At 51.8% G+C, this 23,400-nt stretch carries 19 protein-coding genes and 1 tRNA gene; 4 read left to right on the plus strand and 16 right to left on the minus strand.

The window, feature by feature from the left end; translation table 11 throughout:
• Positions 1-32: 32 nt before the first annotated feature.
• Complete coding sequence (locus B5F75_RS03210; RefSeq protein ID WP_087288288.1) at positions 33-908, plus strand: glycine--tRNA ligase subunit alpha; 876 nt, start codon at positions 33-35, stop codon at positions 906-908.
• On the plus strand, positions 905-2,983 hold the full coding sequence (glyS, locus tag B5F75_RS03215) for a glycine--tRNA ligase subunit beta (protein WP_087287884.1): 2,079 nt from the start codon (positions 905-907) through the stop codon (positions 2,981-2,983). Before B5F75_RS03210 ends, glyS begins: the two co-directional genes overlap by 4 nt.
• A 48-nt stretch (positions 2,984-3,031) precedes the next feature.
• Here the strand turns inward: glyS and B5F75_RS07535 are convergent, their stop codons facing one another.
• From B5F75_RS07535 to lipA, 3 genes are all read right to left on the minus strand, one after another.
• Entirely contained in the window at positions 3,032-3,523 is a 492-nt protein-coding gene (locus tag B5F75_RS07535; protein WP_087287886.1) for a pilin, read from the minus strand.
• A 644-nt stretch (positions 3,524-4,167) separates the two neighbouring features.
• Positions 4,168-4,512, minus strand: a complete 345-nt coding sequence (locus tag B5F75_RS03225) for a hypothetical protein (protein ID WP_087287888.1) — start codon at positions 4,510-4,512, stop codon at positions 4,168-4,170.
• 25 nt (positions 4,513-4,537) lie between these two features.
• Positions 4,538-5,431, minus strand: a complete 894-nt coding sequence (lipA, locus tag B5F75_RS03230; RefSeq protein WP_087287890.1) for a lipoyl synthase — start codon at positions 5,429-5,431, stop codon at positions 4,538-4,540.
• Between the two features lie 84 nt (positions 5,432-5,515).
• On the opposite strand from lipA, the gene B5F75_RS03235 reads away from it, so the two are divergent.
• Positions 5,516-7,618 (plus strand): SpoIID/LytB domain-containing protein, encoded by a 2,103-nt coding sequence (locus B5F75_RS03235; RefSeq protein WP_087287892.1) that lies wholly within the window; start codon positions 5,516-5,518, stop codon positions 7,616-7,618.
• Between the two features lie 64 nt (positions 7,619-7,682).
• On the opposite strand, the gene B5F75_RS03240 is transcribed toward B5F75_RS03235, so the two are convergent.
• The 6 genes from B5F75_RS03240 to B5F75_RS03265 form a co-directional block, all read right to left on the minus strand.
• Complete coding sequence (locus tag B5F75_RS03240; RefSeq protein ID WP_087287894.1) at positions 7,683-9,461, minus strand: hypothetical protein; 1,779 nt, start codon at positions 9,459-9,461, stop codon at positions 7,683-7,685.
• Between the two features lie 3 nt (positions 9,462-9,464).
• Positions 9,465-10,526 (minus strand): hypothetical protein, encoded by a 1,062-nt coding sequence (locus tag B5F75_RS03245; protein ID WP_087287895.1) that lies wholly within the window; start codon positions 10,524-10,526, stop codon positions 9,465-9,467.
• A gap of 115 nt (positions 10,527-10,641) precedes the next feature.
• A complete protein-coding gene (gene aspS, locus B5F75_RS03250; protein WP_087287897.1) occupies positions 10,642-12,390 on the minus strand; it encodes an aspartate--tRNA ligase in 1,749 nt (582 codons plus the stop codon).
• Positions 12,387-13,616 (minus strand): histidine--tRNA ligase, encoded by a 1,230-nt coding sequence (gene hisS / locus B5F75_RS03255; protein WP_087287899.1) that lies wholly within the window; start codon positions 13,614-13,616, stop codon positions 12,387-12,389. Before hisS ends, aspS begins: the two co-directional genes overlap by 4 nt.
• A 72-nt stretch (positions 13,617-13,688) precedes the next feature.
• Positions 13,689-15,752 (minus strand): matrixin family metalloprotease, encoded by a 2,064-nt coding sequence (locus B5F75_RS03260; RefSeq protein WP_087287901.1) that lies wholly within the window; start codon positions 15,750-15,752, stop codon positions 13,689-13,691.
• A 555-nt stretch (positions 15,753-16,307) separates the two neighbouring features.
• A tRNA-Ala gene (locus B5F75_RS03265) sits at positions 16,308-16,383 on the minus strand.
• A gap of 278 nt (positions 16,384-16,661) precedes the next feature.
• On the opposite strand from B5F75_RS03265, the gene asnS reads away from it, so the two are divergent.
• A complete protein-coding gene (asnS, locus tag B5F75_RS03270) occupies positions 16,662-17,960 on the plus strand; it encodes an asparagine--tRNA ligase (protein WP_087288290.1) in 1,299 nt (432 codons plus the stop codon).
• A 139-nt stretch (positions 17,961-18,099) separates the two neighbouring features.
• On the opposite strand, the gene B5F75_RS03275 is transcribed toward asnS, so the two are convergent.
• The 7 genes from B5F75_RS03275 to B5F75_RS03305 are packed head-to-tail and all read right to left on the minus strand — an operon-like array spanning position 18,100 to position 23,373.
• A complete protein-coding gene (locus B5F75_RS03275; RefSeq protein ID WP_087287903.1) occupies positions 18,100-19,854 on the minus strand; it encodes an ankyrin repeat domain-containing protein in 1,755 nt (584 codons plus the stop codon).
• 11 nt (positions 19,855-19,865) lie between these two features.
• Positions 19,866-20,534 carry a ribonuclease III gene (rnc, locus tag B5F75_RS03280; RefSeq protein WP_158093761.1) on the minus strand — a complete coding sequence of 223 codons (669 nt, stop codon included), beginning with the start codon at positions 20,532-20,534 and terminating at the stop codon, positions 19,866-19,868.
• 2 nt (positions 20,535-20,536) lie between these two features.
• Positions 20,537-20,782, minus strand: coding sequence for an acyl carrier protein (locus tag B5F75_RS03285; protein ID WP_087287907.1), 246 nt, complete (start codon positions 20,780-20,782; stop codon positions 20,537-20,539).
• A gap of 48 nt (positions 20,783-20,830) precedes the next feature.
• Positions 20,831-21,574 (minus strand): 3-oxoacyl-[acyl-carrier-protein] reductase, encoded by a 744-nt coding sequence (gene fabG, locus B5F75_RS03290; protein WP_087287909.1) that lies wholly within the window; start codon positions 21,572-21,574, stop codon positions 20,831-20,833.
• A complete protein-coding gene (gene plsX, locus B5F75_RS03295; RefSeq protein ID WP_087287911.1) occupies positions 21,574-22,617 on the minus strand; it encodes a phosphate acyltransferase PlsX in 1,044 nt (347 codons plus the stop codon). The genes fabG and plsX overlap by 1 nt, the downstream gene beginning before the upstream one ends.
• A gap of 8 nt (positions 22,618-22,625) precedes the next feature.
• Positions 22,626-22,835: a 50S ribosomal protein L32 gene (rpmF, locus tag B5F75_RS03300; RefSeq protein WP_087287913.1), complete on the minus strand. Its 210-nt coding sequence runs from the start codon at positions 22,833-22,835 to the stop codon at positions 22,626-22,628.
• A 43-nt stretch (positions 22,836-22,878) separates the two neighbouring features.
• Positions 22,879-23,373: a YceD family protein gene (locus B5F75_RS03305; protein ID WP_204201200.1), complete on the minus strand. Its 495-nt coding sequence runs from the start codon at positions 23,371-23,373 to the stop codon at positions 22,879-22,881.
• Positions 23,374-23,400 lie beyond the last annotated feature (27 nt).

The following is a 23,400-nucleotide window of genomic DNA, read 5'->3' on the forward strand; positions in this document are numbered from 1 at the left end:
TTTATATAATGTATGTAATTATGAAATACGGTATGAATTTTCAGGATATGATATCCGCCCTAAACACCTATTGGACTAAACAAGGCTGCGTCCTCGTTCAGCCCTATGACGTTGAAAAAGGCGCCGGCACCTATAACCCGGAAACCTTTTTCGGCTCTTTGACCACCAAACCCGTCAAGCGCGCCTACGTGGAACCCTGCCGCCGCCCGGCGGACGGCCGCTACGGCGAAAACCCCAACCGCTTGGGCAAATACTATCAGTATCAAGTCATTATGAAACCCGCCCCGGCCAACATTCAGGAAATCTATTTAAACTCTTTAAAAGCCATCGGCCTAGACCCCAAACAGCACGACGTCCGCTGGATTGAAGACGACTGGCAGTCCCCCACGTTAGGGGCGTCCGGCGTCGGCTGGGAAATTTGGCTGGACGGAATGGAAATTACCCAATTTACCTATTTCCAAAATATGGCGGGCTACGCGCTGCACCCCATTACGGTGGAAATTACCTACGGCTTGGAACGCATTGCCATGTATTGCCAGAAAGTGGACAATGTTTTTGACATCCGCTGGAACGACGAAATTACCTACCGCGACGTCCACCACGAAGGCGAGCGGCAGTTTTCGCATTATTATTTTGAAGAATCCAACGTAGACCACCTGCGCCGCTATATTCAGGAATGCGAAGAAGAATGCATGGCCTTGTGCAAAAAAGGCCTGTATCTGCCGGCGTATGACAACGCGATGAAACTTTCGCACTATTTTAATATGTTGGAAGCGCGCGGGGCGATTTCCGTGTCCGACCGCACCAATAACATCACCAAAATCCGCAACTTGGCCAAAGCCTGCGCCAAAACCTATGTGGAAAGCGTAGAAAAACAAGAACACCAAAACGAGGAGGCCGCCAAATGAATGCTTTGCTGGAAATCGGCGTAGAACACTTGCCCGCCCGCTTTATGGCGCCTGCCTTAAAGCAACTGGAAACGTTAACCGCCCAACTGTTGGACGAAAAAAGAATTGCTTATAAATCGGTGGAATCTTTCGGCACGTACCGCCGCTTAGTCGTGTATATAGAAGACTTGGCCGAAAAATCGGCCGACGTGCAAAAAGAAGTTAAAGGGCCGCCTGCCAAACTGTTAAAAGACGCCAACGGCCATTTTACCCCCCAAAGCGCCGGGTTTGCGCAAAAGAACGGCATCGCTCCCGAAAAATTGACCGTCGTGGAAACGGAAAAAGGCCCCTTTATCTATGCGGTAGTCAAAATCAAAGGCGAAAAAACGGCCAAACTCCTGCCGGAAATTTTTACCCGCATCGTTACCGGGTTGGAATTTGCCAAAAATATGGTGTGGGAAGAATCGGGCCTGCGCTACGGCCGCCCGATCCGCTCGCTCATCGGGCTTTACGGCAGCAAGGTGGTCAAATTTACGGTAGCCGGCGTAACCTCCAACCGCAACACCTATCCGCTTTCTTCCTTCGGCCGCAAGCCGATTAAAGTGGAAAAGGCCGACAAAGCCTATTATGTGGATTTGCTCCGCTCCCAGCCGCAGCCCATTTTGGTACTGCCGCAGGAACGCAAAGAAGCGTTGATTAAGACCGTTTCCAACGAAGCCAAGGTGCGCGGCTACCAAGCCGATTTAGACCCGGAATTAATTGAAGAAACCGTCTGGTTTACCGAACACCCCGTGGCCGTAGGCGGCGATTTTGAAATTAAATTTTTAACCCTGCCCAAAGAATTGGTTACCACGGTGCTTAAGAAACAAATCAAAATGTTCCCCGTCCTAAACGACAAGGGCGAACTGCAGCCGTATTTCATCGCCGTGCGCGACGGAATTTCCGTCAACCAAAACGAAGTGCGCGACGGGTTTAAAAAAGTGATGTCCGCCCGCCTCTCGGACGCGGTGTTCTTCTTTGAAAACGACAAAAAAGACGGACTGGAAACGTTTAAAGAAAAACTCAAAAACGTGCAATTTCTGGAAGGGCTTGGATCCATGTACGAAAAATCGGCCCGCACCGAGAAATTGGCGGATTGGCTGTGCGATAAGCTGGGCCAGTCTTCTCTGCGTGATACCGTGGACTATGCGGCCTCGCACGCCTATGCCGATTTGGCCAGCCACGTCGTGTACGAATTCCCCGAATTGCAAGGCTATATGGGCGGGCAATATGCCGCCTTGGAAGGCCGCCAAGACGCCGCCAAAGCGATGGAAGAATTTTACTATCCGCTCACTTCGTCTTCCCAATTGCCGGAAACCAAAGACGCCTGCATCGTATCGCTGTCCGGTAAAATTGATACGTTGGTAGGCAACTTTTTAATCGGCCAAATTCCGACGGGAAGCGAAGATCCTTTCGCCCTGCGCCGCCAAGCCTTTGGCGCGGTGCGCATCCTGCTGGAAGGAAAAATGAATGTGTCGCTTAAAGAATTGGTGGAAAAATCGGCTTCTTTGTATCCGGCCGGTACGCCGGATAAAGGCTTAAAAGAACTGCCGGGCTTTCTGTATCAGCGTTTGTCCTTGGTATTGGAACAGCGCGGCCATACGCCTGCGGCCTTAAATGCGGTTATTAATTGGTACGAAATGCCGCTTACGCAAGTAGAGGCGTTGGTGAGCGCGCTGGACACGGTTAAAACGGGCGAAGATTTTGCCCAGCTGTTGGAACCGGCCAAACGCGTGTGCAACCTCCTTAAAAAGGCGGACAACGTAACCGAAACGGTGGATGAAAAATTGTTTGAACTGCCGGCGGAAAAAGCGTTGTACGACAAAATCCACGAGGTGGACGGCCAACTGGGCTGTGCGGTACACACCGCCTGCACGCAGGAAGAATACCTGCGCATTCTTAAGACCTACGGCGCGTTTAGAGAGCCTTTGGAAATGTTCTTTAAAGACGTCATGGTCAACGTGCCGGATGCGGCCGTGCGGCAAAACCGCCTGGCGCTGTTGGCGCGGGTGCGCCGTTACCTGACGCAGACGGTGGCGGACATTACCAAACTGTAAGTTATTACATCCATAAAAAACCCGGCTGCTTGAGCCGGGTTTTTTATTTTAAAACTCCCAAACCGTTTCATCCGTGCTGGAACTTAATTTTTTGCCCCCCAAAGAAGAACAGAGAGATTTTCCTTTGTCATCTCTTCCAATGCAAATTCGTTTATTTAAACGGGCTTGCGTTCCCCCGTAGCTTGGGCCTACTAATTGAATGACGTAAGAGGTGCATCCTCCGCGAATCGGGCACACATACGGATTTCGAATTCCTTCATCAAAATTGTAAAAATAGTATTTTCCCGTACATTCCAAACCGTCCACACAGTCCAAGCTGTTTAATCCTATGGACAAATCATCCAAAGTACAGGTGTCGCTCTCTCCTTTTTCCAGCTCACATACGGCAGCAGCATTTTGAATGGTCTTCAACAAAGAAAGCGCCTCTGCCGCACGGGATTTTTCTACCGCTTTTTCATACTGGGGCAGCGCCACCGCGGATAAAATGCCAATAATTAATACTACAACCAATAATTCTATCAACGTGAAGCCTTGTTGCATAGAAATTCTCCTTTTCAAGAACTATATATACTATATCAAAAAAATTCTATTAAGCCCTCTCTCCGACGGTAAAATTACCCCTTGAAAAGTTTTAAATTCCGCCTATACTATCCATACAGGAAGTAAGTCCGTAGGCCCTGCCGGGGGCTGCTTGGTAAGCGGACAAAAGCGGTGACGTGAGGCAGTGTTGCTGTTGTTGTAAAGGTGCCGAGCCGGAAGAAGTTGGCCTGTGCGCTAGGGAGAGCCAGGATGGTTGGGTTACGTAACTGTCCGGGAGCTTGGTAAGGCATGGGGCCGGACGTATCTGGCCGCGGACGGGGCAGGGCGCTAAGTGTTGTTCCGTCTGGAAGTTAGGGCGCCGACGCGGAGACGTAAAGCGGTGTAGTGCGGCAAGAGGGTTACGTCGTACAAAGTCGTGTATAGCGGGTTTCCGGCGGTTGATGTAATTGCTTCGGCCGAGTGGAAACGAGAAGCGGCATAAGTCCCGGTGTAAGTTGGTTGGGCCTATCCTGAGAGCAGTAGATAAAGCAGTGAAGGAGTGAGAATGGAGACGTCAAGATGAACCCCTCGGTTTGAATAACCGGGGGGTTCCGCTTTATATCCTTAAAAACCCAGTGCCTTGGCACCGGGTTTTTTGTAAGAAATTATTCCAATACGCTGGGCGGCGGCAGGAAGGTGGTTTCGGTAGGCGCGCTCTGGGCGGAAGATTCGCCGGAGTCGTTTTCGGTTTCCTCATCCTGCAAAGGGGTTAAAATCATTTCTTCGTAGCTTTCGTCCGGCAGGGGCGCAATATCCACTTCCTGCGGAATATAGACTTCCTGCTGGGCGGGCGTTCTCATTTCCACCCGGCCGGAAGTTTCCGAACGGGAAGACTCGGCCGCAGTGCCCGACGAATAAGCATTGCCGGGGTTCCACCACGCAGGCGGATTTCCGGCACAGGCGGCCGCCAGCACCGCTACGGCCGCTAAGAAAAATATATTTTTCTTCATACTTGTATTATAGCAATATCGCTTCCTATTTGGACACGCCGCCGCTGACCGCCCGTGCGTACAGCGCCCCGGCCCGGTAGCTGCTGCGCACCAAAGGCCCGCTGGCTACTCCTTTAAATCCGATGGACAGGGCATATTCTTCCCACGCGCGGTATTCGGCCGGCTCGGGGTAGCGCGCCACCGGATAATGCGCCGCGGACGGCGTCAAATACTGCCCGATGGTCAATAAATCCACCCCCGCCGCGCGCAAATCGCGCATCAAGGCCCGAATTTGCCCGTCGCTTTCCCCCAGCCCCACCATAAAGCCGGTTTTGGTAAAAATATGCGGCGCCAGTTTTTTGGAATTTTCCAACAGCGTAAGCGTCTGTTTATAATCGGCCCCTATGCGCACGGCCGCATATAAGTCGGGCACCGTTTCCACATTGTGCGCCAGCACATCCGGGCGGGCCTGCAAAACGGTTTGCAGGGCGGATACATCACCGCGCAAATCCGAAATCAGCGGTTCCACCTTTACCTGCGGCGTAAGCGTTTTAATGGCCCTAATCACGCGCGCAAAATGCGCGGCGCCGCCGTCATTCAAATCATCCCGCGTGGGCATGGTTAATACCGCATAGCGGATGCCCCACTCTTTCACGGCCTGCGCCACTCGTTCGGGTTCGTTTTCATCGGGCGGCAGCGGGCGCGCTTTGGTCACCGCGCAAAAGCGGCAGCCGCGCGTGCAAATATCGCCCAACACCATAAATGTAGCATCGCCGCAATTAAAGCACTCCCCCCGGTTGGGGCAGCGGGCGGCATGGCAGACGGTATGCAGCAAGTGTTGGTCAATGGACTGCTGTGCGTGCAAAGCCGCGCTGGAACGCAAGGCCGCTTTGTTGCGGCCCACTAAATCTTTAAGCCACTGGGGCATAGGTGTAGTCATGATTAGTATTATAGCAAAAGCGCTTCCGTGGCGACGAGGGCGATATGATATAATAAAAAAGAAATCTTATTCGGAGAAACGGGTGTGAAACATTTTTTGGTTTTTATCGCGCTGCTTGCCGCGTGCGCCTTTCCGGCCGCCGCGAATACGCCTGCCGCCCAAACGGAAGAACAGCGTTTGCAGGAAGCGGGCGACTTGTATTTTGCGTATAAACAAGACGACGCGCTGGAAGCCTATATCGCCCTTTCCAAAGATACCGGCAACCGCCAGGCGTTTTTAAACGCGGCCTTTATCGCCATGGAGCAGAACAATCCCAAACAAGCGGTAGACATTATGTCCGCCGCGTACAAGCTTCATCCGCAAGACCGGGAAGTCATCGAAATGGCGGCCGAAGCGTATCTGGCGGACGGACAATATATCACGGCCGAAAAATTCCTTTCCCTCTTGCCCGAAGACCCCCGCCGGGCCGGATTTTTTCATATCAATCTGGCGCGGGCACAAATGGGATTAGGCGAAAAAAAGCTGGCCAAATATAACCTAAAAATGGCGGCGCGCGCGGGCACGCATCCGGCGCTGGCCAATTACCTGTTGGGCATTTTGTACGAAGAAGAAAAAGACTATAAAAAAGCGGCGGATGCGTTTCGCAAGGCCACCGTATACGATCACCAATTTATTGAAGCCAAAAAACATTACGCCGCCGCACTGGAAAAATTGGGCAATTACAATGAATCCTACCGCCAGTACCGAATGATTTATTCCTCGGAAAAGAATCTAAAAGACGTCAACGCCGCTTTGGCCCGCCTTAAACCGCGCCTGACCCGCCCGGAAAAAGAAATTACCGGCGGAAAAGAAATCATCAAACATACCTTTGTAAAGCCGCTTCTCCCGCCGGAAAACGTAAAAACCAAACAAATTAAAATAGGCCTGGGTATGCGCTCCAACGGCCGCCCGTCCGCGCGGAATACCGTGCATTTTATTCCCTCGCATGATTTTACCGTTACGGACGCCCAAACCGGGCGCGTCTTGGCCCGCGGCAAAGCCAAAGAAAGCTGGGTGGCCGTCCTTAAAGACGGCAAGGCCCACCTGTTAACGCCGGCCAACAAAAAGATTTTTTTCAAAAAATCCGTCATTGTTACCCCCCGCTCCAACACGCAGGGCGAAGGCCACACCATTATTGTGAAAAACGTAATGAGCGGCGCCGGAATGACCTGGGCCAGCGTGGACGATAAAGAATACCGCGGCCAACTGCAAATTACTCACAACACCACGCTTAACACCCTCATTCCCATTAATATCGTAAATATAGAAGAATACCTGCAAGGCGTCATCGCTTCCGAAATGCCCACCCAATTTCCGATGGACGCCCTGCGCGCGCAAGCCGTGTTGGCGCGCACCTATGCGCTTAAGCACTTGGGCAAACACAAATACTACGGCTACGACCTGTGCGACACGCAAAACTGCCAGGTGTACGGGGGCGTTACGTCCGAAAGCGAACGCGGAAACGCGGCGGTGGAATCCACCATGGGTGAAATTTTGACCTATGAAAATAAACCCATAGAAAGCGTATTTTCGGCCAATTGCGGCGGGGTAACCCAAAGCGCCAAAGAAGCCGGCTGGTATGATACGCCGTATTTGCAGCCCGCATCGGATTATAAAGATTTTGATTTTGACCAACTTCAGCCTTACCACTTTAAAGAGCTGCTGCAATATCCGCACGACGCCTACAGCCGCTACGACAAAAACGTCAGCTTGGCGGCCTTCCGCTGGACACGCGTCGTGGACGAAGAAGACCTGAGCCAACTGATTAAACGCCAGAAAAAAGACATCGGCCGCATCACCGCCCTTATTCCGCAGCGCCGGGGCCGCTCGGGCTACGTAAGCCGATTGCTGGTAAAAGGAACCAAAGGCAATTTAACGCTGAATAAAGAAAACGTCATTCGCAATAATTTAAGCCTGGGCATGCTGCGAAGCAGTTACTTTATCGTGGAGCCCAATTACCAAGACCGCGAATTAAAATTTTTTGTGTTCTACGGCGGAGGCTGGGGCCACGGCGTGGGGTTTGACCAAACCGGCGCCGCCGGACGCGCCGAAGACGGGCAAGGCTATAAAGAAATTTTGCAGCACTATTTCCCGCTGGCCACGTTTGAGTCCCCCTCGCAAAAAAGCGCCCAACCCGCAAAAAAATAATTTTTATTCCGCCCGTAAAAAAACGCCCCGATGATATATCGGGGCGTTTTGGCAGTTAACAGATTTATTGACCGGCCAATTTTTGCTGTGCCGAAGCTTGGATTTGCTGGATTTGTTTTTGTTTCTCCGCCTCCGGCAGATCCGACGCCACCACCTCATTTACCTTTTCATACATCTCCCGCAACACAGGGCGGGCTCTTTCCTGCAGGGCGGCTTTTTGCTCGGCCGAGGCGCCGCGCAAGCCAGGGTCTTTCATAATTTGCGCCAACGAACTGTCCACTTGGCGGTTTAAGCGGGCTTCCTGCATTTGTGGATCGTTTTGAATTTGTTCCAACTGTTTGTTTACATCCTGGCGCAGCTTCATGGAAGCTTGCTGTTTATCCGTTTTGGACGAATCGGGGTTTTGCCAAATTTTCATATATTCGTCGTAGTATTTTTGGTATACCGCATCAATGCGGCGGGCGCCGTCCTCGCCGTACACCATGCCGGCCGTTTGCAGTTTTTCCTGGCGTTCCTGGCTAAGGGACTTGTCAATCGCCGCCAGCTCCTTTTCGCCCGCTTTGTAGCTGCGCGCCAGCGTTTTTCCTTCTTCTTCATCTTTCAGGCGTTGGGCCACTTCCTGCTTTTCCACTTCATCTTCCGCTTCCATTAAGCCCTTGGTGGATTTGCCGCTTTTGGCAATTAAGTCTTCCAACGCTTTGCGGCGTTCGCTTTGGTTGGCCAGCTGCTGCTCGTAATACTGTTCCGGCGGCAAGCCTTGGCGGGCCAGCAGCATATCCTTCTCGCGGAATTCGTCAATCTTGGCTCCCGCCTGCGCGGCCAAATCTTCCCCGTACTGCTTAGAAATTTCCTGCTTTAATAAATTGTCCTTTTCAATGCGTTCCTGTTCAAACTTTTTAAATCCGTTGTCTTCCGACATTTTTTGCAGTTTCTGCTCGTACTTTTGAGCCACTTGCTGTACTTTTTCGGCAATTTGCTCAGAGGTTTGCCCCGGCGCATTGACGACGGCGGCCATTTCGCTTTGGAACGAATCCATTACTTTAGACGCTTCCTGCGCGGCCTCTTGCCCAAACGCCTGCCCCATGCTGTGCACCACCCCCGCCTTTTGGGCGGACACTTGCTCCAGCACCGGCGCAAACGGCCCGGCATGGGCCGCTTCCGGCGAGGCATGACGCTGGAGGTATTTTTCTATATTAGCGTCTTTTTTGCTTTTGGGAAGCAACGCCTTGGCCACGGCGCGGTTAATCCCGCTGGAAAGCCCTTTTAACTGCATTTGCAGCCGTTTTTGCTGTTCTTTGGGAACACTGGCCATAAACGGCGCAAAGGAGCGTTCCCGCTCGGCCTGCATTTGCTCCTGCACGGACGGGCGATAAACCCCCGCCTGCTGGCCGTCAGCTCCCCCCGTATACGAACCGGAAGAAGAGCCATACCGGCCGTAATCGGCGGCAGAAAGCCCTTTGGGGCGGTAGGAAGAAACTGCGGACGACTGCGCCCCAAAAGAACCGCGCACCCCCTTTTGCGGGCGGGCATAAGGTCGGGCGGAAAAAGCGTCCGCCTCGGCATGCCCCGGCCGTCTGATAGACAAATCCGGCCTTCTGGCATACCACTGCACCGCCAGGGCGCGTTTTTCTTCTTTACTGAGGGATTGCTGCGGATCAATGCCCAAAATTTCTTCAGCCTTTAAGTCTGCAATAACACGGCGCTGCTCCTGCCGGATTTGATTGGCCGCCCCGGCCGGAGACACCTGCTGATGATAAGCCGAAATACGCAGCCACGCCAATCCAATGGCGAGTAAAGCAATAATTAAAATTCCCAGCTGAAACAGCCGCTTATTGTTATTCATATGTTATTTCCTTGCCACCGAAACCGGAATTCCCCTCACTTCCGCCGCGCGGCGTTCCAAACTTTCATTTAACGCCACTTGCAGGGCCGCCATTTCTTTGCGGTAGGTTTCGCCGGCTTGGTTTAATTCATTTTGCATTTGGCTCAGGCGTGCCGCCCGGCGGACGATTTGATCCGCCGCGTCTTTGTAGCGCTCAAAAATGTCGCGCGTTTTCAGCACCGCTTCTTTGCCGTACAATTTATCAAATTGGTTTTCAATTTGCTGATGCGCCGCAATCAGCCGCGCCCGCAGCGAAGCCGCTTGGTCATCCGACACCGTAACCACCGGGTCTCCATACGCGGCCACCACGCCGCGGAAGGCTTCATCGGCTTCGTCGCCCACCCGCGTCAGTTCCTGCTCCATTTCCTGCGGATCGGAAACGGACGAGAGCGCCAGCCAATAATCATCTGCCGCCTTATGCAGCACCGGCTGAGCTTTTTGCGCGCAGACGCTTCCGTAATCCCGCTCAATGCCTTCCGTTAATCCGTCTACGGCATCCTGCAGGGTTTGGCGGGAAAGGAGGCTCTGCTCCTCATCCGGCAAGGCCCACGAAGCCGCTTGCTGGTTTTTGGAAAAAGCCGCTATTTTTTGCGAATACAAAGCTGTTGTTTCGTCCAGCTTTGTCGCCAGTTCCTGCGGGGTTTGCGCCGTCAGCGCGGCGGCCATGGCTTCTTCGCGAAATTGAGCCAACAATTCCCCCGTTTCTTGGGCTGCCCGGCGGGCGTGCGCCTGGCGCACTTCATTTTGAAGGGCGTTTTTCTGGGCAAAAATTTGAGAAGAAATCCGCAAGTCCGGCATTTGCGGCAAAAATTCTTTTAAAACGTCTGCGTCCACCAGCGGGCCTTGCACGATAGCTTTCGAGCGTGCTTGCGCCATGGCGCGGTGATGCTGGGCCTTGTTCATATAGCGCTGCAAATTATCGGCCCGGGCCGAGCGGCGTTTGGGGTGCACTTCGTCTTCCGGCGGAGTGCAGGCAACAAATCCGAAGCAAACCAACAAAGCAATTAGGAAGCGAGATGTTTTCATATTTTCATTATACTTCAAAAAGGCCCTTTTGTCAGGCCCTTTTCCGAACGCGCGCGTACTGCAAAAACGCTTAAACGCCCGATAAAAAACCCCGCCGAAGCGGGGTTTTAAAACTTTATTCTTTGCTGATTTCAATGCCCAGTTCTTTCAGCTGGATGTCATCTACCACATTGGGCGAATCCGTCAGCGGGCAGACGGCCTGAGCCGTCTTAGGGAAGGCAATGACCTCGCGGATGGACTCTTCGCCGGCCAGCAGGGCGGTAATGCGGTCTAACCCCAGGCCGATCCCTCCGTGAGGAGGCGCCCCCGCTTCCAGCGCGTTTAACAGCATGCCGAAACGGCGGGCGGATTCTTCTTTGGAGTGTTTCATCAAGGCCAAAATCCGTTCCTGCACTTCGCGGCGGCAGTTGCGCACCGAACCGGAGGCCAGCTCGTTGCCGTTTAACACCAAGTCAAACTGATAGGAGCGGACGGAGCCGGGATCCTTTTCCAAGTTGGGCAGGTCTTCTTCCACCGGGGCCGTAAAGGGGTTGTGTGCGGCGTCCCAGCGGTCTTCTTCCGGGATATATTCCAACAGCGGGAAGTTGGTAATCCACGCAAAAGCCCATTCGCTTTGGCGGGGCAATTCTTTAACCAATTCTTTGCGCAGCGCGCCCATAAACGTTTGGCAGGTGTGCAGGTTGGCGTCGCTTCCTACCAAAATAATATCGCCGTCCAGCGCACTCACGGCTTCTTTTAAAGCGCTCATTTCCTGCGGCGTAAAGAACTTGGCAGAAGGGCCTTCCAGCGCGCCGTCTTTTACTTTCAGCCACACCAATCCTTTCGCGCCGTTCTTTTTGGCCAGTTCCGTCAGTTTATCCAAATGTCCGCGCGAATAGGCGGCGCCTTTTTCGCCGCGCAGCGCACGGATGGCTCCGCCGGCAGCCAAGACTTCTTTAAACACTTTAAACCCGGTGTTCTTGAAAACGTCGTTGACGTTTTTCATTTCCAGGCTGTAGCGCAAATCCGGCTTGTCCGAGCCGTATTTTTCCATAGCGTCATGGTAAGAAAGCTTGGGGAACGGAACGGAAATGTCTTTGCCGGCCGTTTTAAAAATTTCTTTCATCAGCCCTTCCACCACCTCGTGGATATCGTCAATCGTTACGAACGACATTTCCATATCAATCTGCGTATGTTCGGGCTGGCGGTCGGCGCGGAGGTCTTCGTCGCGGAAGCAGCGCGCCAGCTGGAAGTAGCGGTCAATGCCGCTGGCCATCAGCGTTTGCTTGAACATTTGCGGGCTTTGCGGCAAGGCGTAAAATTCGCCGTGGTGCACGCGGGAAGGAACCAAATAGTCGCGTGCGCCTTCCGGGGTGGAGCGCGTCAAAATAGGGGTTTCCACTTCCAGAAATCCTTGCCCGTCCAGATAGCGGCGGGCGGCCTGCATAATGCGGTGGCGCAGCAGTAAATTGGCATACATGTGCGGGTTGCGCAAGTCCAGGTACCGGTATTTTAAACGGATTTCTTCGGCTACCGAGAGGGATTTGTCCACGTCAAACGGGAGCGGAATGGAGGTGTTTAACACTTTAAATTCTTCCGCCACCACTTCAATTTCGCCGGTTTTCATATTTTTGTTTACGGCGCCTTCAATGCGGCGGTTTACGGTGCCCGTTACTTCCACCACGTATTCATTGCGCACGGCGGAAGCTTCGGCAAAGAACGGCTTAGACGGCTCTACCACCACTTGGCAGATGCCGCTTCTGTCCCGCACGTCGATAAACAGCACGCCCCCGTGGTTGCGGTAACTGTTTACCCATCCGCACAGGGTTTGTTTGGTGCCCAGCAGGGAAGCGGTAATGTCCCCGCAATAGTTTGTTCGTTTCATACCAGTTTTTTTACCTCATCAGTTAAAGCTTCAAATGGAATTTGTTTTTGTTCGCCCGTCGTTAAATCCTTGAGCGTAACCGCCTGTTTGGCCAGTTCGTCTTCGCCCAAAATAAGCGCGTACGACGCGCCGCAGCGGTCGGATTGTTTCATTTGGCCTTTGACGTTTTTGTCAAACAAGCCCCCTTCCGTGCGGATGCCCGCGTGGCGAAGGGTTTGCATCAGGTTAAAGGCCGTTTCGTTGCAGGTTTTGTCCAGCGAAACCACATATACGCTTTTTTGTTTGGCGGGCACGGTTTCGCCGCGGGCCATAATCACGCGTTCGGCACCCATCGCCCAGCCGATGGCCGGCGTGGCGGGGCCGCCCATGTGTTTCACCAAAGTATCGTAGCGCCCCCCCGCCGCAATGGCGTTTTGAGAGGCATCCCCCGCCTGAAATTCAAATACCGTGCGGGAATAATAATCCAGCCCGCGCACGAGCATGGGGTCTACTTCAAAATCAATTTTCCCTTTCAGCAGGGCTTGCACTTCGTCAAAATGCGCCTGACATTCGGGGCAAAGCTTCATCGTAGGCACGCGGCCCGCAAAACGGGAGCCGTCTATCTTGCAGTCCAACACGCGCAAGGGGTTTTTCTCCAAGCGGGTTTGGCAATTTTCGCAAAGGGTATCTTTTTCGGCGGAGAGGAAATCAATTAATTCCTGGCGGTAGAGCGGGCGGCATTTGTCACAGCCCAAGCTGTTAATTTTGACCTTATAATTTTTGGCGCCGAATTTGGCCACAATGTCTTTTAACATCAAAATCACTTCGGCATCCGCCGCCGGAGCCGAGTTGCCTATATACTCCGCCCCGATTTGTTCAAACTCGCGGTAGCGGCCCGCCTGCGGGCGTTCGGCGCGGAACATATTGCCGATGTAATAAAACTTCTGAACCGGCGCGTTTTGCGTGAAATTATTTTCCAGATAGGCACGCACCACGCCGGGGGTGCCTTCGGGGCGGATGGCCAATTGGCGGTGCCCCGCATCTTCAAAGGCGTACATCTCTTTTTGGACGATATCGGTAGTTTCGCCGGTGGATTTAATAAACAGCTCTTTAAGTTCCACGGTGGGCAGGCGCAATTCGCCAAACCCATAGAGGGAAAATACGCCGCGGGCGCAATTTTCCAATTCGGTAAAATTTTTGGATTGGGGTTCAAAAATATCTCTGAACCCGCGTACTAGTTTAGACATATAGTTAATTTTAGCATTTTATGTTTCTGCGGGATAGTCATAAAAAGGCCTCCTTGCGGAGGCCTGTGAAAATTATTTTTCTTGTTCTTGGCAATACTGGGTAAGCTCGTAGTTCTTATAGAGTTGGCTGTAATTTTGTTTGACAAGCCGCTCTTTTTTGGAAAGCACGCGCCCGCCCTTTTCTTTCTTGCTGATTTGCTGAAGAACTTCTTTGTTTTCTTGCGCGTAGCGGGAAAGATCGTCCTTTGTTACCACCATATAGAAACCGCATTTTTCCTGCTTTTTGGCGCGGGCTTCTTCCTGCTGTTTCGTTTCCCGGAACTGGGCTTGAATCTGCTCTTGCTGCGCCTTTTTGGCGGCGGCTTCCTGCGCGGCATAGCGGCGGACGTCTTTAATCGTAAGTCCTAAATTCTTTAAATTTTCCCGCGCCTGCACGACATCCTGCGGCATATGCAGGAAGTAGAAATCTTCATAGCGGGCCAAGCTGGCATCATCCGTGGCGTGATACTGGGCAAAGGCCCGGTAAGCGCACAGGGAATTTTTATGTACGTGGCGGCTTTGCGAAAATGAATAATACTCGCCTTCTTCCAGTTCTTTGCCGCAAATATAGCATTTTTTAACCGGTTTCTTTACTTCGGCAACCGGAGGCACGGCACCGGCTTTGGCCACGCCAGCTGGCGAGCCTTCTTCCACCGCTTGAGGAGCGCGTTTTGCAAAAGACTTAGGCTGCAACTGCGGAGGCGTCGGCGTTTTGACCGGTATTTTTTGTACAAAACCGGTGCTGGGAGTCAAGCCGCCGCTTAAAGGGGCCGGGCGAGCCGCCGTACGCTGGGCAACAGGTTGATTCAGCACAGAAGGAGCTTTTTCCGCCGTGCTAGACTCTTCCGCCGCAGCCACCGTTCTTTCTGTTGTGGCAACCGGTACGGCAACCGCAACAGGGGTTTCTGCACTGGCCGATTGGTTAAAACCCTGCCGGGTAACCGGTTTACCGGGGATTTCCGGCAACGTCGTGGTAGACGGGGTTGCCATTTCTTTCAACGCGGCTAACGCAGGCGATACGGGCGGTTGCTCTTTCCAAGTTTTTAACAAGGATTGAATCCGGTTCCGAACTTCCTGCTCTTCCTTGCTGTGCTTAAGCGGAACGCAAACTTCCTTCTTGGCACGCTGGTTGTGATACCAACAAACCAACGTGGCTAAGCGAAGGCCGTCTTCCGAGCTGGGACGAACAACGCCTTGTCCACCAATAATGGAAGGATGCATAATAGAACTTTTGTCGTTAATATGCACTAATCCAAACAAGTGTCCCACTTCGTGGGTAACGACGTATTGATGATAATCCGCCCAAGGGCCTTTGCTTTTCCATTCCGCAACCGGAATTTTAGAAAGCATATTAAAGAAGCGTTTGGAATCGTCACTTAAATAGGAATCCCAGTCCTTCCCGATAGAACTGGGAGAGGAAAAATAACTTTCCCCCGCCAGTTGGGCACTGGCAGCTTTTTTGTATTCTTTGGCGGCGATGGCTTGTTCTTCTTCCGATTTATTTAACGAATTTAACCACCCCATCCATTCTTCTTCCATAAAAAATTGGATTTGCCCAAATCCGTTACCGTCATCCGTAAAATACGGAATAGCACGGCCGCGGACAGAATCGGAACCAATCTTACCCGTAGTGATTTCCAAAGTAAGGTTTAAAGCTTTGGGATTATAGTGAACGTTGCGGGCCATACGGGCCTTATAGATATCTTTTAACGTAAACTTAAGTTCCGGCAGATAGTATTTTTCGGGCAGCCACGCATTGGCTTTATCCCGCCAATCTTTCCAAGCCTGTTCCAGATATGGGGCAATTTCTGTTACACCCCGCCAATAACTGGGGTTGTTCTCCAAATATCCGGTCAGTTCATTCGCGGTGGCCAGTCTGGGGATATTAACAGAAGCCCAAACAACCACTTCTTTTTTCTGCTTGGGGAATATGATATTGGAAAGAAAAAATTCATAATTTCTGATTTTTTGCAAACGCAATACGGACGAATTCCCGGCAGAAAGCTGCTCGTGAGAGGAGTCGTCCCACACGGCAGATCCCCACGAAAAACCCGTGGAAACAAATAACACAAACAGAATAGATAATAAACGTTTCATATGTTCTCCTTGTAGGAGTCTTTTTTAAAAGTATAATTTTAAAAAACAGATTTTCAATGTATACTTTAGCAAAAAATACGCTACAAAACGAGGGCCTTTAGTCCTACATCCACATAGGCCTGGAAATGGAGATATATGCCGGCTGGATGATTCTCTAAAACAAGAAAACCGCGTCTAAACGTGGTTTTTAGCTAAATGGTGGACGTGATCGGGACCCGCCCGACGACCTCCTCCGCTCACTTCGGAAGCGGCTGCGCCTCGTTAGTTTATCCCCTAAAACAAGAAAACCGCGTCTAAACGTGGTTTTTAGCTAAATGGTGGACGTGATCGGGACCCGCCCGACGACCTCCTCCGCTCACTTCGGAAGCGAAACGCGCCTCGTTAGTTTATCCCCTAAAACAAGAAAACCACGCCTAAGCGTGGTTTTAGCTAAATGGTGGACGTGATCGGGATCGAACCGACGACCTCCTCCGCTCACGTCGGAAGCGAAACGCGCCTCGTTCGTTTCTTTGTCCGTAAACAAGAAAACCACGCCTAAGCGTGGTTTTAGCTAAATGGTGGACGTGATCGGGATCGAACCGACGACCTCCTCGTTGCGAACGAGGCGCTCTCCCAGCTGAGCTACACGCCCGAAAAATCGTTTTCGTAAGGACTGGGCCTTCTTGCAACATATTTATTATAGCATATCCGAATTTAAAAAGAAAAATAATTTTATTTTTTCACGTCGTACAAAGTAGTCCTGCGCCACACGGCGCCAATGCGGAAAAGGTCTTGCACTTCTTTTCCGTGCCGCTTTCCTGCGCGCCTGAGGCGTGCCCCTTTTGCGCGGGCGCACACGGCAAAGTGATTTTATTTTCTTGTCTCAAAAAGCTACAATATACATATACTTTTTATTTTGTAGAGGAAATTATGTCTAGCAAATATCGCGTCAAAGACGTGGGCCAGTACTTGGGCCAAGAAATTACCTTAAAGGGCTGGCTGTACAACAAACGCTCCAGCGGCAAGCTGCATTTCCTGCAGCTGCGCGACGGAAGCGGCATCATCCAATGCGTGATGTTTAAAGGAGACGTTTCTCCGGAACAGTTTGAACTGGGCGATAAAGTAACCCAAGAATCTTCCATTATCGTAACCGGTACCGTGCGGGAAGACAAACGCTCCCCCTTGGGCTATGAGCTGGGCGTAAAGAATTTAGAAGTGCTGCAAATGGCCAAAGACTACCCGATTTCCCCCAAAGAACACGGGCCCGAATTTTTGATGAATTACCGCCATTTGTGGCTGAGATCGGCCAAGCAGACCGCTATTTTGCGCATCCGCGACGAAATTATTTTTGCCATTCGCGAATACTTGCATAAAAACGGCTTTGTATTGGCGGACTCCCCCATTTTAACCCCCGCCGCGTGTGAAGGCACCAGCACGCTGTTCGAAACCGATTATTTCGGCGAAAAGGCATTTCTCTCTCAAAGCGGGCAGCTGTATGCCGAGGCCTCTGCCATGGCGCTGGGCCGCACGTATTGTTTCGGCCCCACTTTCCGCGCCGAAAAAAGCAAAACCCGCCGCCATTTAACGGAGTTCTGGATGGTGGAACCCGAAGTGGCCTATAACGATTTGGACGATAATATGGATTTGGCGGAAGACTTTATTAAATACATCATCCGCCAAGTGCTTACCAACCGGGCGGCCGACTTGAAAACTTTGGAGCGTGATACGTCCAAACTGCAAGCCACGGTGGAAAAGAAATTCCCCCGTATTGATTATACGGACGCCATTGAAATTTTGCATAAAAAAGGCAATAACACCCCCTGGGGCGGCGATATCGGCGGCGACGAAGAAACCCTGCTGGGCGAAGATTACGACACCCCGATTATGATTCACCGCTACCCGGCCGCCATTAAGGCTTTCTATATGAAACGCGACCCCAAAAACCCCAAAGTGGTCTTGGCGGTGGACGTGATTGGCCCGGAAGGTGCCGGAGAAATTATCGGCGGCAGCGAAAGAGAGGCCGATTACGACGCCTTGCTCGCCCGTTTGAAAGAACAGGGCTTAGACCCCAAAGGCTACGAGTGGTACCTGGATTTGCGCCGCTACGGCAGCGTGCCCCACTCCGGGTTTGGTATGGGCATTGAACGCATGGTGCGCTGGATTTGCGGTTTGCAGCACGTGCGTGAAACCATTCCGTTCCCGCGCATGATGGACAAAATCCATCCGTAATTCATACAACAGCATTTAAAAACCCCGTGGCAGCCCACGGGGTTTTTTATATTCTAAAAATCCTTTTGTAATTCCTTCTTGCCCACAAAAAACCGGCCCCGCCTGAACTGGCGGAGCCGGTTAACAAAGGGGCACTTCGTCAGCGCCGTTTGGCGGCAGAACGCGTCAGCGTTTTGGCCTGCGCCGGTTTGGCTTTGCATTCCTGCATTAAATCGGCCGGCGTTTTATAGCCCAAGATGTTAGGCTTTTTGCTCAGTCCGCCGTCTTTGGCACCCACCGATACCAAGTAATCGTAAATTTCTTTGTTGCACAGCAAGGCCGCATAGCCAAGCGGCGTCATGGATTGGGCATTCTTCTGCGGCGCGGCGCGGTATTCCAGCATCATGGCCAAGCGCCCTTCTTTGCGCGCCAGACTGACCAAATGTTTGAGCATTTCCAAATTTTGCGTGTTTACCGCCACATGGAAGACGTTTCCCTGCGGGGACGATTCAAACAGGCGCGCCATATTGTCCACCAAATAGGTAACCATTTCGATTTGCCCGTTTTGCACCGCAATAAACAAGGGCGTATAGCCGGCCTTGTTCTTTTTAAATACGGCCGCTTTATTGGACGCAATCACTTTCTTGGCCAGTTCCATATCCCCCGTCTGTGCCGCCGTGAAAATATCATCTTCCGTAACGGGTTTTGTTTGGTTTTTTTGGCCCGCCAGTTCCGGCAGTTCGCGGCCTTCGGCTTTGGCCTGGGCAATCAGCGCGGCATTATCCTGTTCAATTACGCTGTTTTTAACTTCCCGAATGTCTTTATTAAACCATTCCAGCACTTGCCCGCGTTTATTTTTGCGGGCGATCATATACGGAATCAATCCGTCTTTGGCGGCGATGGTCGGGTCGGCGTCGGCTGCCAGCAGGCGGCGCACCACTTCTTCATACCCTTTGGCCGCCCCCCAGTACAAAGCGGTTTGCCCCTGTTTGTTTTGCATATTTACGTCCAGCGGGGCTTGCATCGTCTGCGGTTTTAAAAGCTCGCGGATAATTTCCGGATGATTATAGCGCGCCGCATAAATAAGGGAGGTGTTGCCGTCGTTATTGGCGGCGTTTACATCGGCCCGGTAGGCCATAAGCGCCTGTACGCTTTCCACATCCCCCAGCGAAGCCGAAATAATAAGCGGCGTGTTTCCTTTTTCATTCTTTACGTTCGGATCCACGCCCCCCTTGAGCATAGCCAACACGCCCATCGGGTTCTTTTTGGCGCTGGCGCGGAAAAGATTGTCGGAATTTAATCCTTCTTTTACGCCGCTGGTAAGGAACAAGTCAATAAATTCGGGCAGTTTCTTCTCCAAGGCCAAATACATGGGAGAATGGTTATAATTGTTCTTGGCATTAATATCCGCCCCGGAATACACCAGCAGGCGGGTAATCTCCGGGAAATTGCCATACAGGCTGCGCAGAAGGGCCGTGTCTTTGTTAAAGGCGTTTGCCTTATTGACGTCCGCCCCGTTTAAAATAAGCTGCTGTACGGCTTCCAAATTGCCCATGGTGGCCGCCATTACAATCAGCGGGTCGCCTTTGCTGTTGACGATGTTGGGGTTATTTTTGGTTTGGGTATTTAAAATATCGGTAAACGTTTGTGTATCTTTTTTTTGCAGCGCGTCGGTGGCCTCGTCGGCAATTTCGGTAGGCGTTTTGACGATGACGATATCGTCAAACTTGGTATTTTTGGAATTGGGGGTGTAGCCGCTTTTAAAGGTGAATGCCAGCATCAAAATTACCGGCAGCGCCGCCACAATGGCAAGCGTTACCAGCGGTTTTTTGGTAAGCACGGACAAGGCTTCCGGCAGTTTCCTCTCCGACGACGGAACACTGACTTTCGCAGAGTCCTTCTTATGCGGAAGCATAGGCACCCTCCTTATTTCTTTTTCAACTGCTCCAACGCCGCATGCGCAGCGGATTGTTCGGCCAATTTTTTATTTCGGCCTTTTCCGACTCCCAACTCTTTCTCCCCCAGGCTCACGCGCACGGTAAACGTTTTGTCGTGCTCCGGGCCCACGGTTTGAATCACTTCGTACACGGGCGTATGCTGGCCGCGTTTTTGCAGAAATTCCTGCAGTACACTCTTAAAATCTTGGGCGTCCTGCGTAAGGGCTTGGGTTTTTACCCAAGGCAAAATCATCGCTTCGGCCGCCGGGTAACCGCCGTCTATATACACGGCGCCAATCACCGCTTCCACCGCGTTGGAGATGATACTGTCGCGCTCTCTGCCGCCGGTGGCCAGCTCGCCGTGGCCCAAGCTCATATAACGGCCCAAGTCCATTTGTTTGCCCCAAAGATACAGGTTGCGTCTGGAAACTAAGTTAGACTTAATTTTAGAAAGCACTCCCTCTTCTACATGAGGGCATTGGTTGTAGATATAATCCGCAACAATAGCGCCTAATATACTGTCCCCCAGGAACTCCAAGCGCTCGTTGTGTTTGGCGCTGCGGTGCTCCCCGGCAAAGGACTTGTGAGTGAGTGCTTCCTTTAAAACGGCCTTATCTTTAAAGCAATATCCAATGATATGCTCTATATCCGTATACACAATTATTTTTTGGCGTTTTGTTCAATGTATTCAATCGCTTCGCCAACCGTTTTGATCTTTTCGGCTTTTTCGTCCGGAATTTCGATGTTGAATTCTTCTTCCAGCGTCATGATCAGTTCTACCGTATCCAAGGAATCGGCGCCCAAATCATTCACGAACTGGGCTTCGGGTTTCACCTGGTCGGCTTCCACACCCAACTGATCCACAATGATATTTTTTACTCTTTCTTGCACGTTTTCTACAGACATTTTAGTCCTCCGGTAATTAAAAGGGGCTTCCCCTTGTTTACAATTTTATCAAATATAAAGCCCGCCATTGACGGCGAGAATATGCCCCGTAATGTACGAAGCATCTTCGCTGGCCAAAAACATTACTGCTTTGGCGATATCCTGCGTCGTAGCAAATCGTTTAAGCGGCACCGCTTCTAAAGCTTTTGCCTTTACGTCTTCGGGCAGGGCGTCGGTCATGGCGGTTTGCACAAAACCGGGCGCCACGGCATTTACCCGCACGCCGCGAGAGCCGAATTCTTTGGCGAAAGTTTTCGTCAGCCCGATAATGCCCGCCTTGCTGGCCACATAATTGGCCTGCCCGGCGTTGCCCATTTCCCCCACTACGGAAGAAATGTTGACGATGTTGCCGCTTCTCTTTTTAAACATCACTTTCAAAGCGGCCTTGGACATTAAAAACGTACCCTTCAGGTTGACGGCTATCACGTCATCCCAGTCTTCTTCGCTCATGCGTACGGTTAAATTGTCTTTGGTGATGCCCGCATTGTTTACCAGTACGTCCACCGAGCCCAATTCTTTGAGGGTATTTTGAACAAACTGTTCACAATCCTGCGCGTGGGCTACGTTTACCGGCTGGGTATACACCTTTACGCCGTGGGCGCTTAAGGTTTTGGCCGCCGGGGCCAAAGCGTCCGGATGGGTGCCGCAAATGGCCAGATTGGCGCCGGCTTTGGCAAATTCTTCGGCGATAGCCAAGCCAATGCCGCGCGTAGCGCCGGTAACCAAAACGGTTTTCCCTTTAAAATCCGCCATTAGGCTTCCTCCTGATGGATTTCTTTTTCAATCGCCTCAAAAGTCGGTTTCAAAGCAGCCATTTTTGCGGCAATATCGCCGATGAAATCTTTTTCCACCAGGCGGGCGGCCGTTTTAATGGCGTTAAAAATAGCAAAATCGTTGGATTTGCCGTGCGAAATAATCGCCACGCCGTTTACCCCCACCAACGGCGCACCGCCGTAGCAGTCCGGGTTGGTATGGTTTTTGACGGCTTTGAAAGCACCCTTGGCAAGCAGGGCGCCCAACACCGCCAGCGGGCGTTTTTTGATTTCGCGCTTGATCATTTGAATCATCGTTTTGGCCAAACCTTCGGCCATTTTTAAAACGATGTTTCCCACAAATCCGTCGCAGACGATGACATCCGTATCGCCTGTATTTACGTCGCGTCCTTCCACCGTTCCTTTAAAGTTCACGCCGATTTCGCGCATATGCGGAATGGTGTGTTTGACCAAAAAGTTGCCTTTGGTTTCCTCTTCCCCGATGGACAAAATGCCCACCGAAGGCGCCGGAATATCAAACACTTTTTGCATATAGGCCGAGCCCATTACCGCAAACTGCAGCAGGTGAATGGGTTTGCAATCGGCATTGGCGCCGCCGTCCAAAAGCAGGCTTACGCCTTTGTACGTCGGCATAGGCGTGGCAATAGCCGGCCGCTGGACGCCTTTAATGCGCCCCATGCCGAACAACGCCGCCACCATTGCCGCGCCGGAATGACCGGCCGAAACAAAAGCATCCGCCTGCCCGCGGCGCACCAAGTTGGCGCATACCACGATGCTGGCGTTTTTTTTGCTGCGGCATTCTTTGGCGGGTTCGGCCCCCATGTCAATGGTTTGGGGTGCATGGACGATGGAAATGTTTTTAGGCAAATCCGCGTAGCCAAGCGTTTTGAGTTCTTCGCGCAATACGGCTTCGTTGCCGACCAAAATAACTTCCAACTTCAGTTCTTTGGCCGCCTTCAAAGCGCCCAACACGTTGGGCTTTGCGCCGAAATCTCCGCCTAATGCGTCCAGGGCTATTTTCATAATAACGGTTATTTGGCTTCTTCGGTTGCTTCGGCCTTGGTTTTCTGGGCCACGACCACTCTGTCTTTATAGAATCCGCAAGTCGGGCAGACGTTGTGCGGCAGTCTGGGAGATTTGCAATTCGGGCAGGCCACGAGCTGCGGCAATTCTACTCCGGAATTGTGGGATCTTCTCATGTCCCGGCGGGAACGAGTGTGTTTTTTCTTTGGATTCGGCATTTGTCTAACTCCTGTTTTACTCTAGTAAAATTCAATCGAATTCTTACTTAAATTTTCCTTTCAGTTCGGCGAAAGGCGACAAATTCACCGGCTTGCAGGCGCACGGCCCTTCGTTTAAATCTTGGCCGCACTGCGGGCAAAGCCCCTTGCAATCGGGCTTGCACAGAAAACGGATTTCCTCCGTTAAAGCCAGCGTTTGTCTTACCAGTAACATTATATCAATTATTTCTAACTTGTTGCTATATGTTTCCAAAAATTCTTCGGCAAAGGGCTGCTCGGTCATCTTCAAACAGCGCGCGCACTGCACCCGGCGCTTGCCGCTGATATTGCCCCGCACCAAAATTTCGTGGGAGGCCACCGAAAAAGACAGCGCCACATTGACCTGCGTAATTTGATTGGGCGCGGCAAAAACATCCGCAAAATACTTGGGGCTCAGCCGGGCCGTGCAATCCAGCCCGCCCATGCGGATAATATCGGCGGTTTTAAACTGCAAATCCTGCGGGACATCATATTCTTGGTAAAAAGATTTTTCGCTCATATATATATATTTTAGCAAATAACTTCT

This window comes from Elusimicrobium sp. An273, assembly GCF_002159705.1.
Lineage (GTDB): Bacteria > Elusimicrobiota > Elusimicrobia > Elusimicrobiales > Elusimicrobiaceae > Avelusimicrobium > Avelusimicrobium gallicola.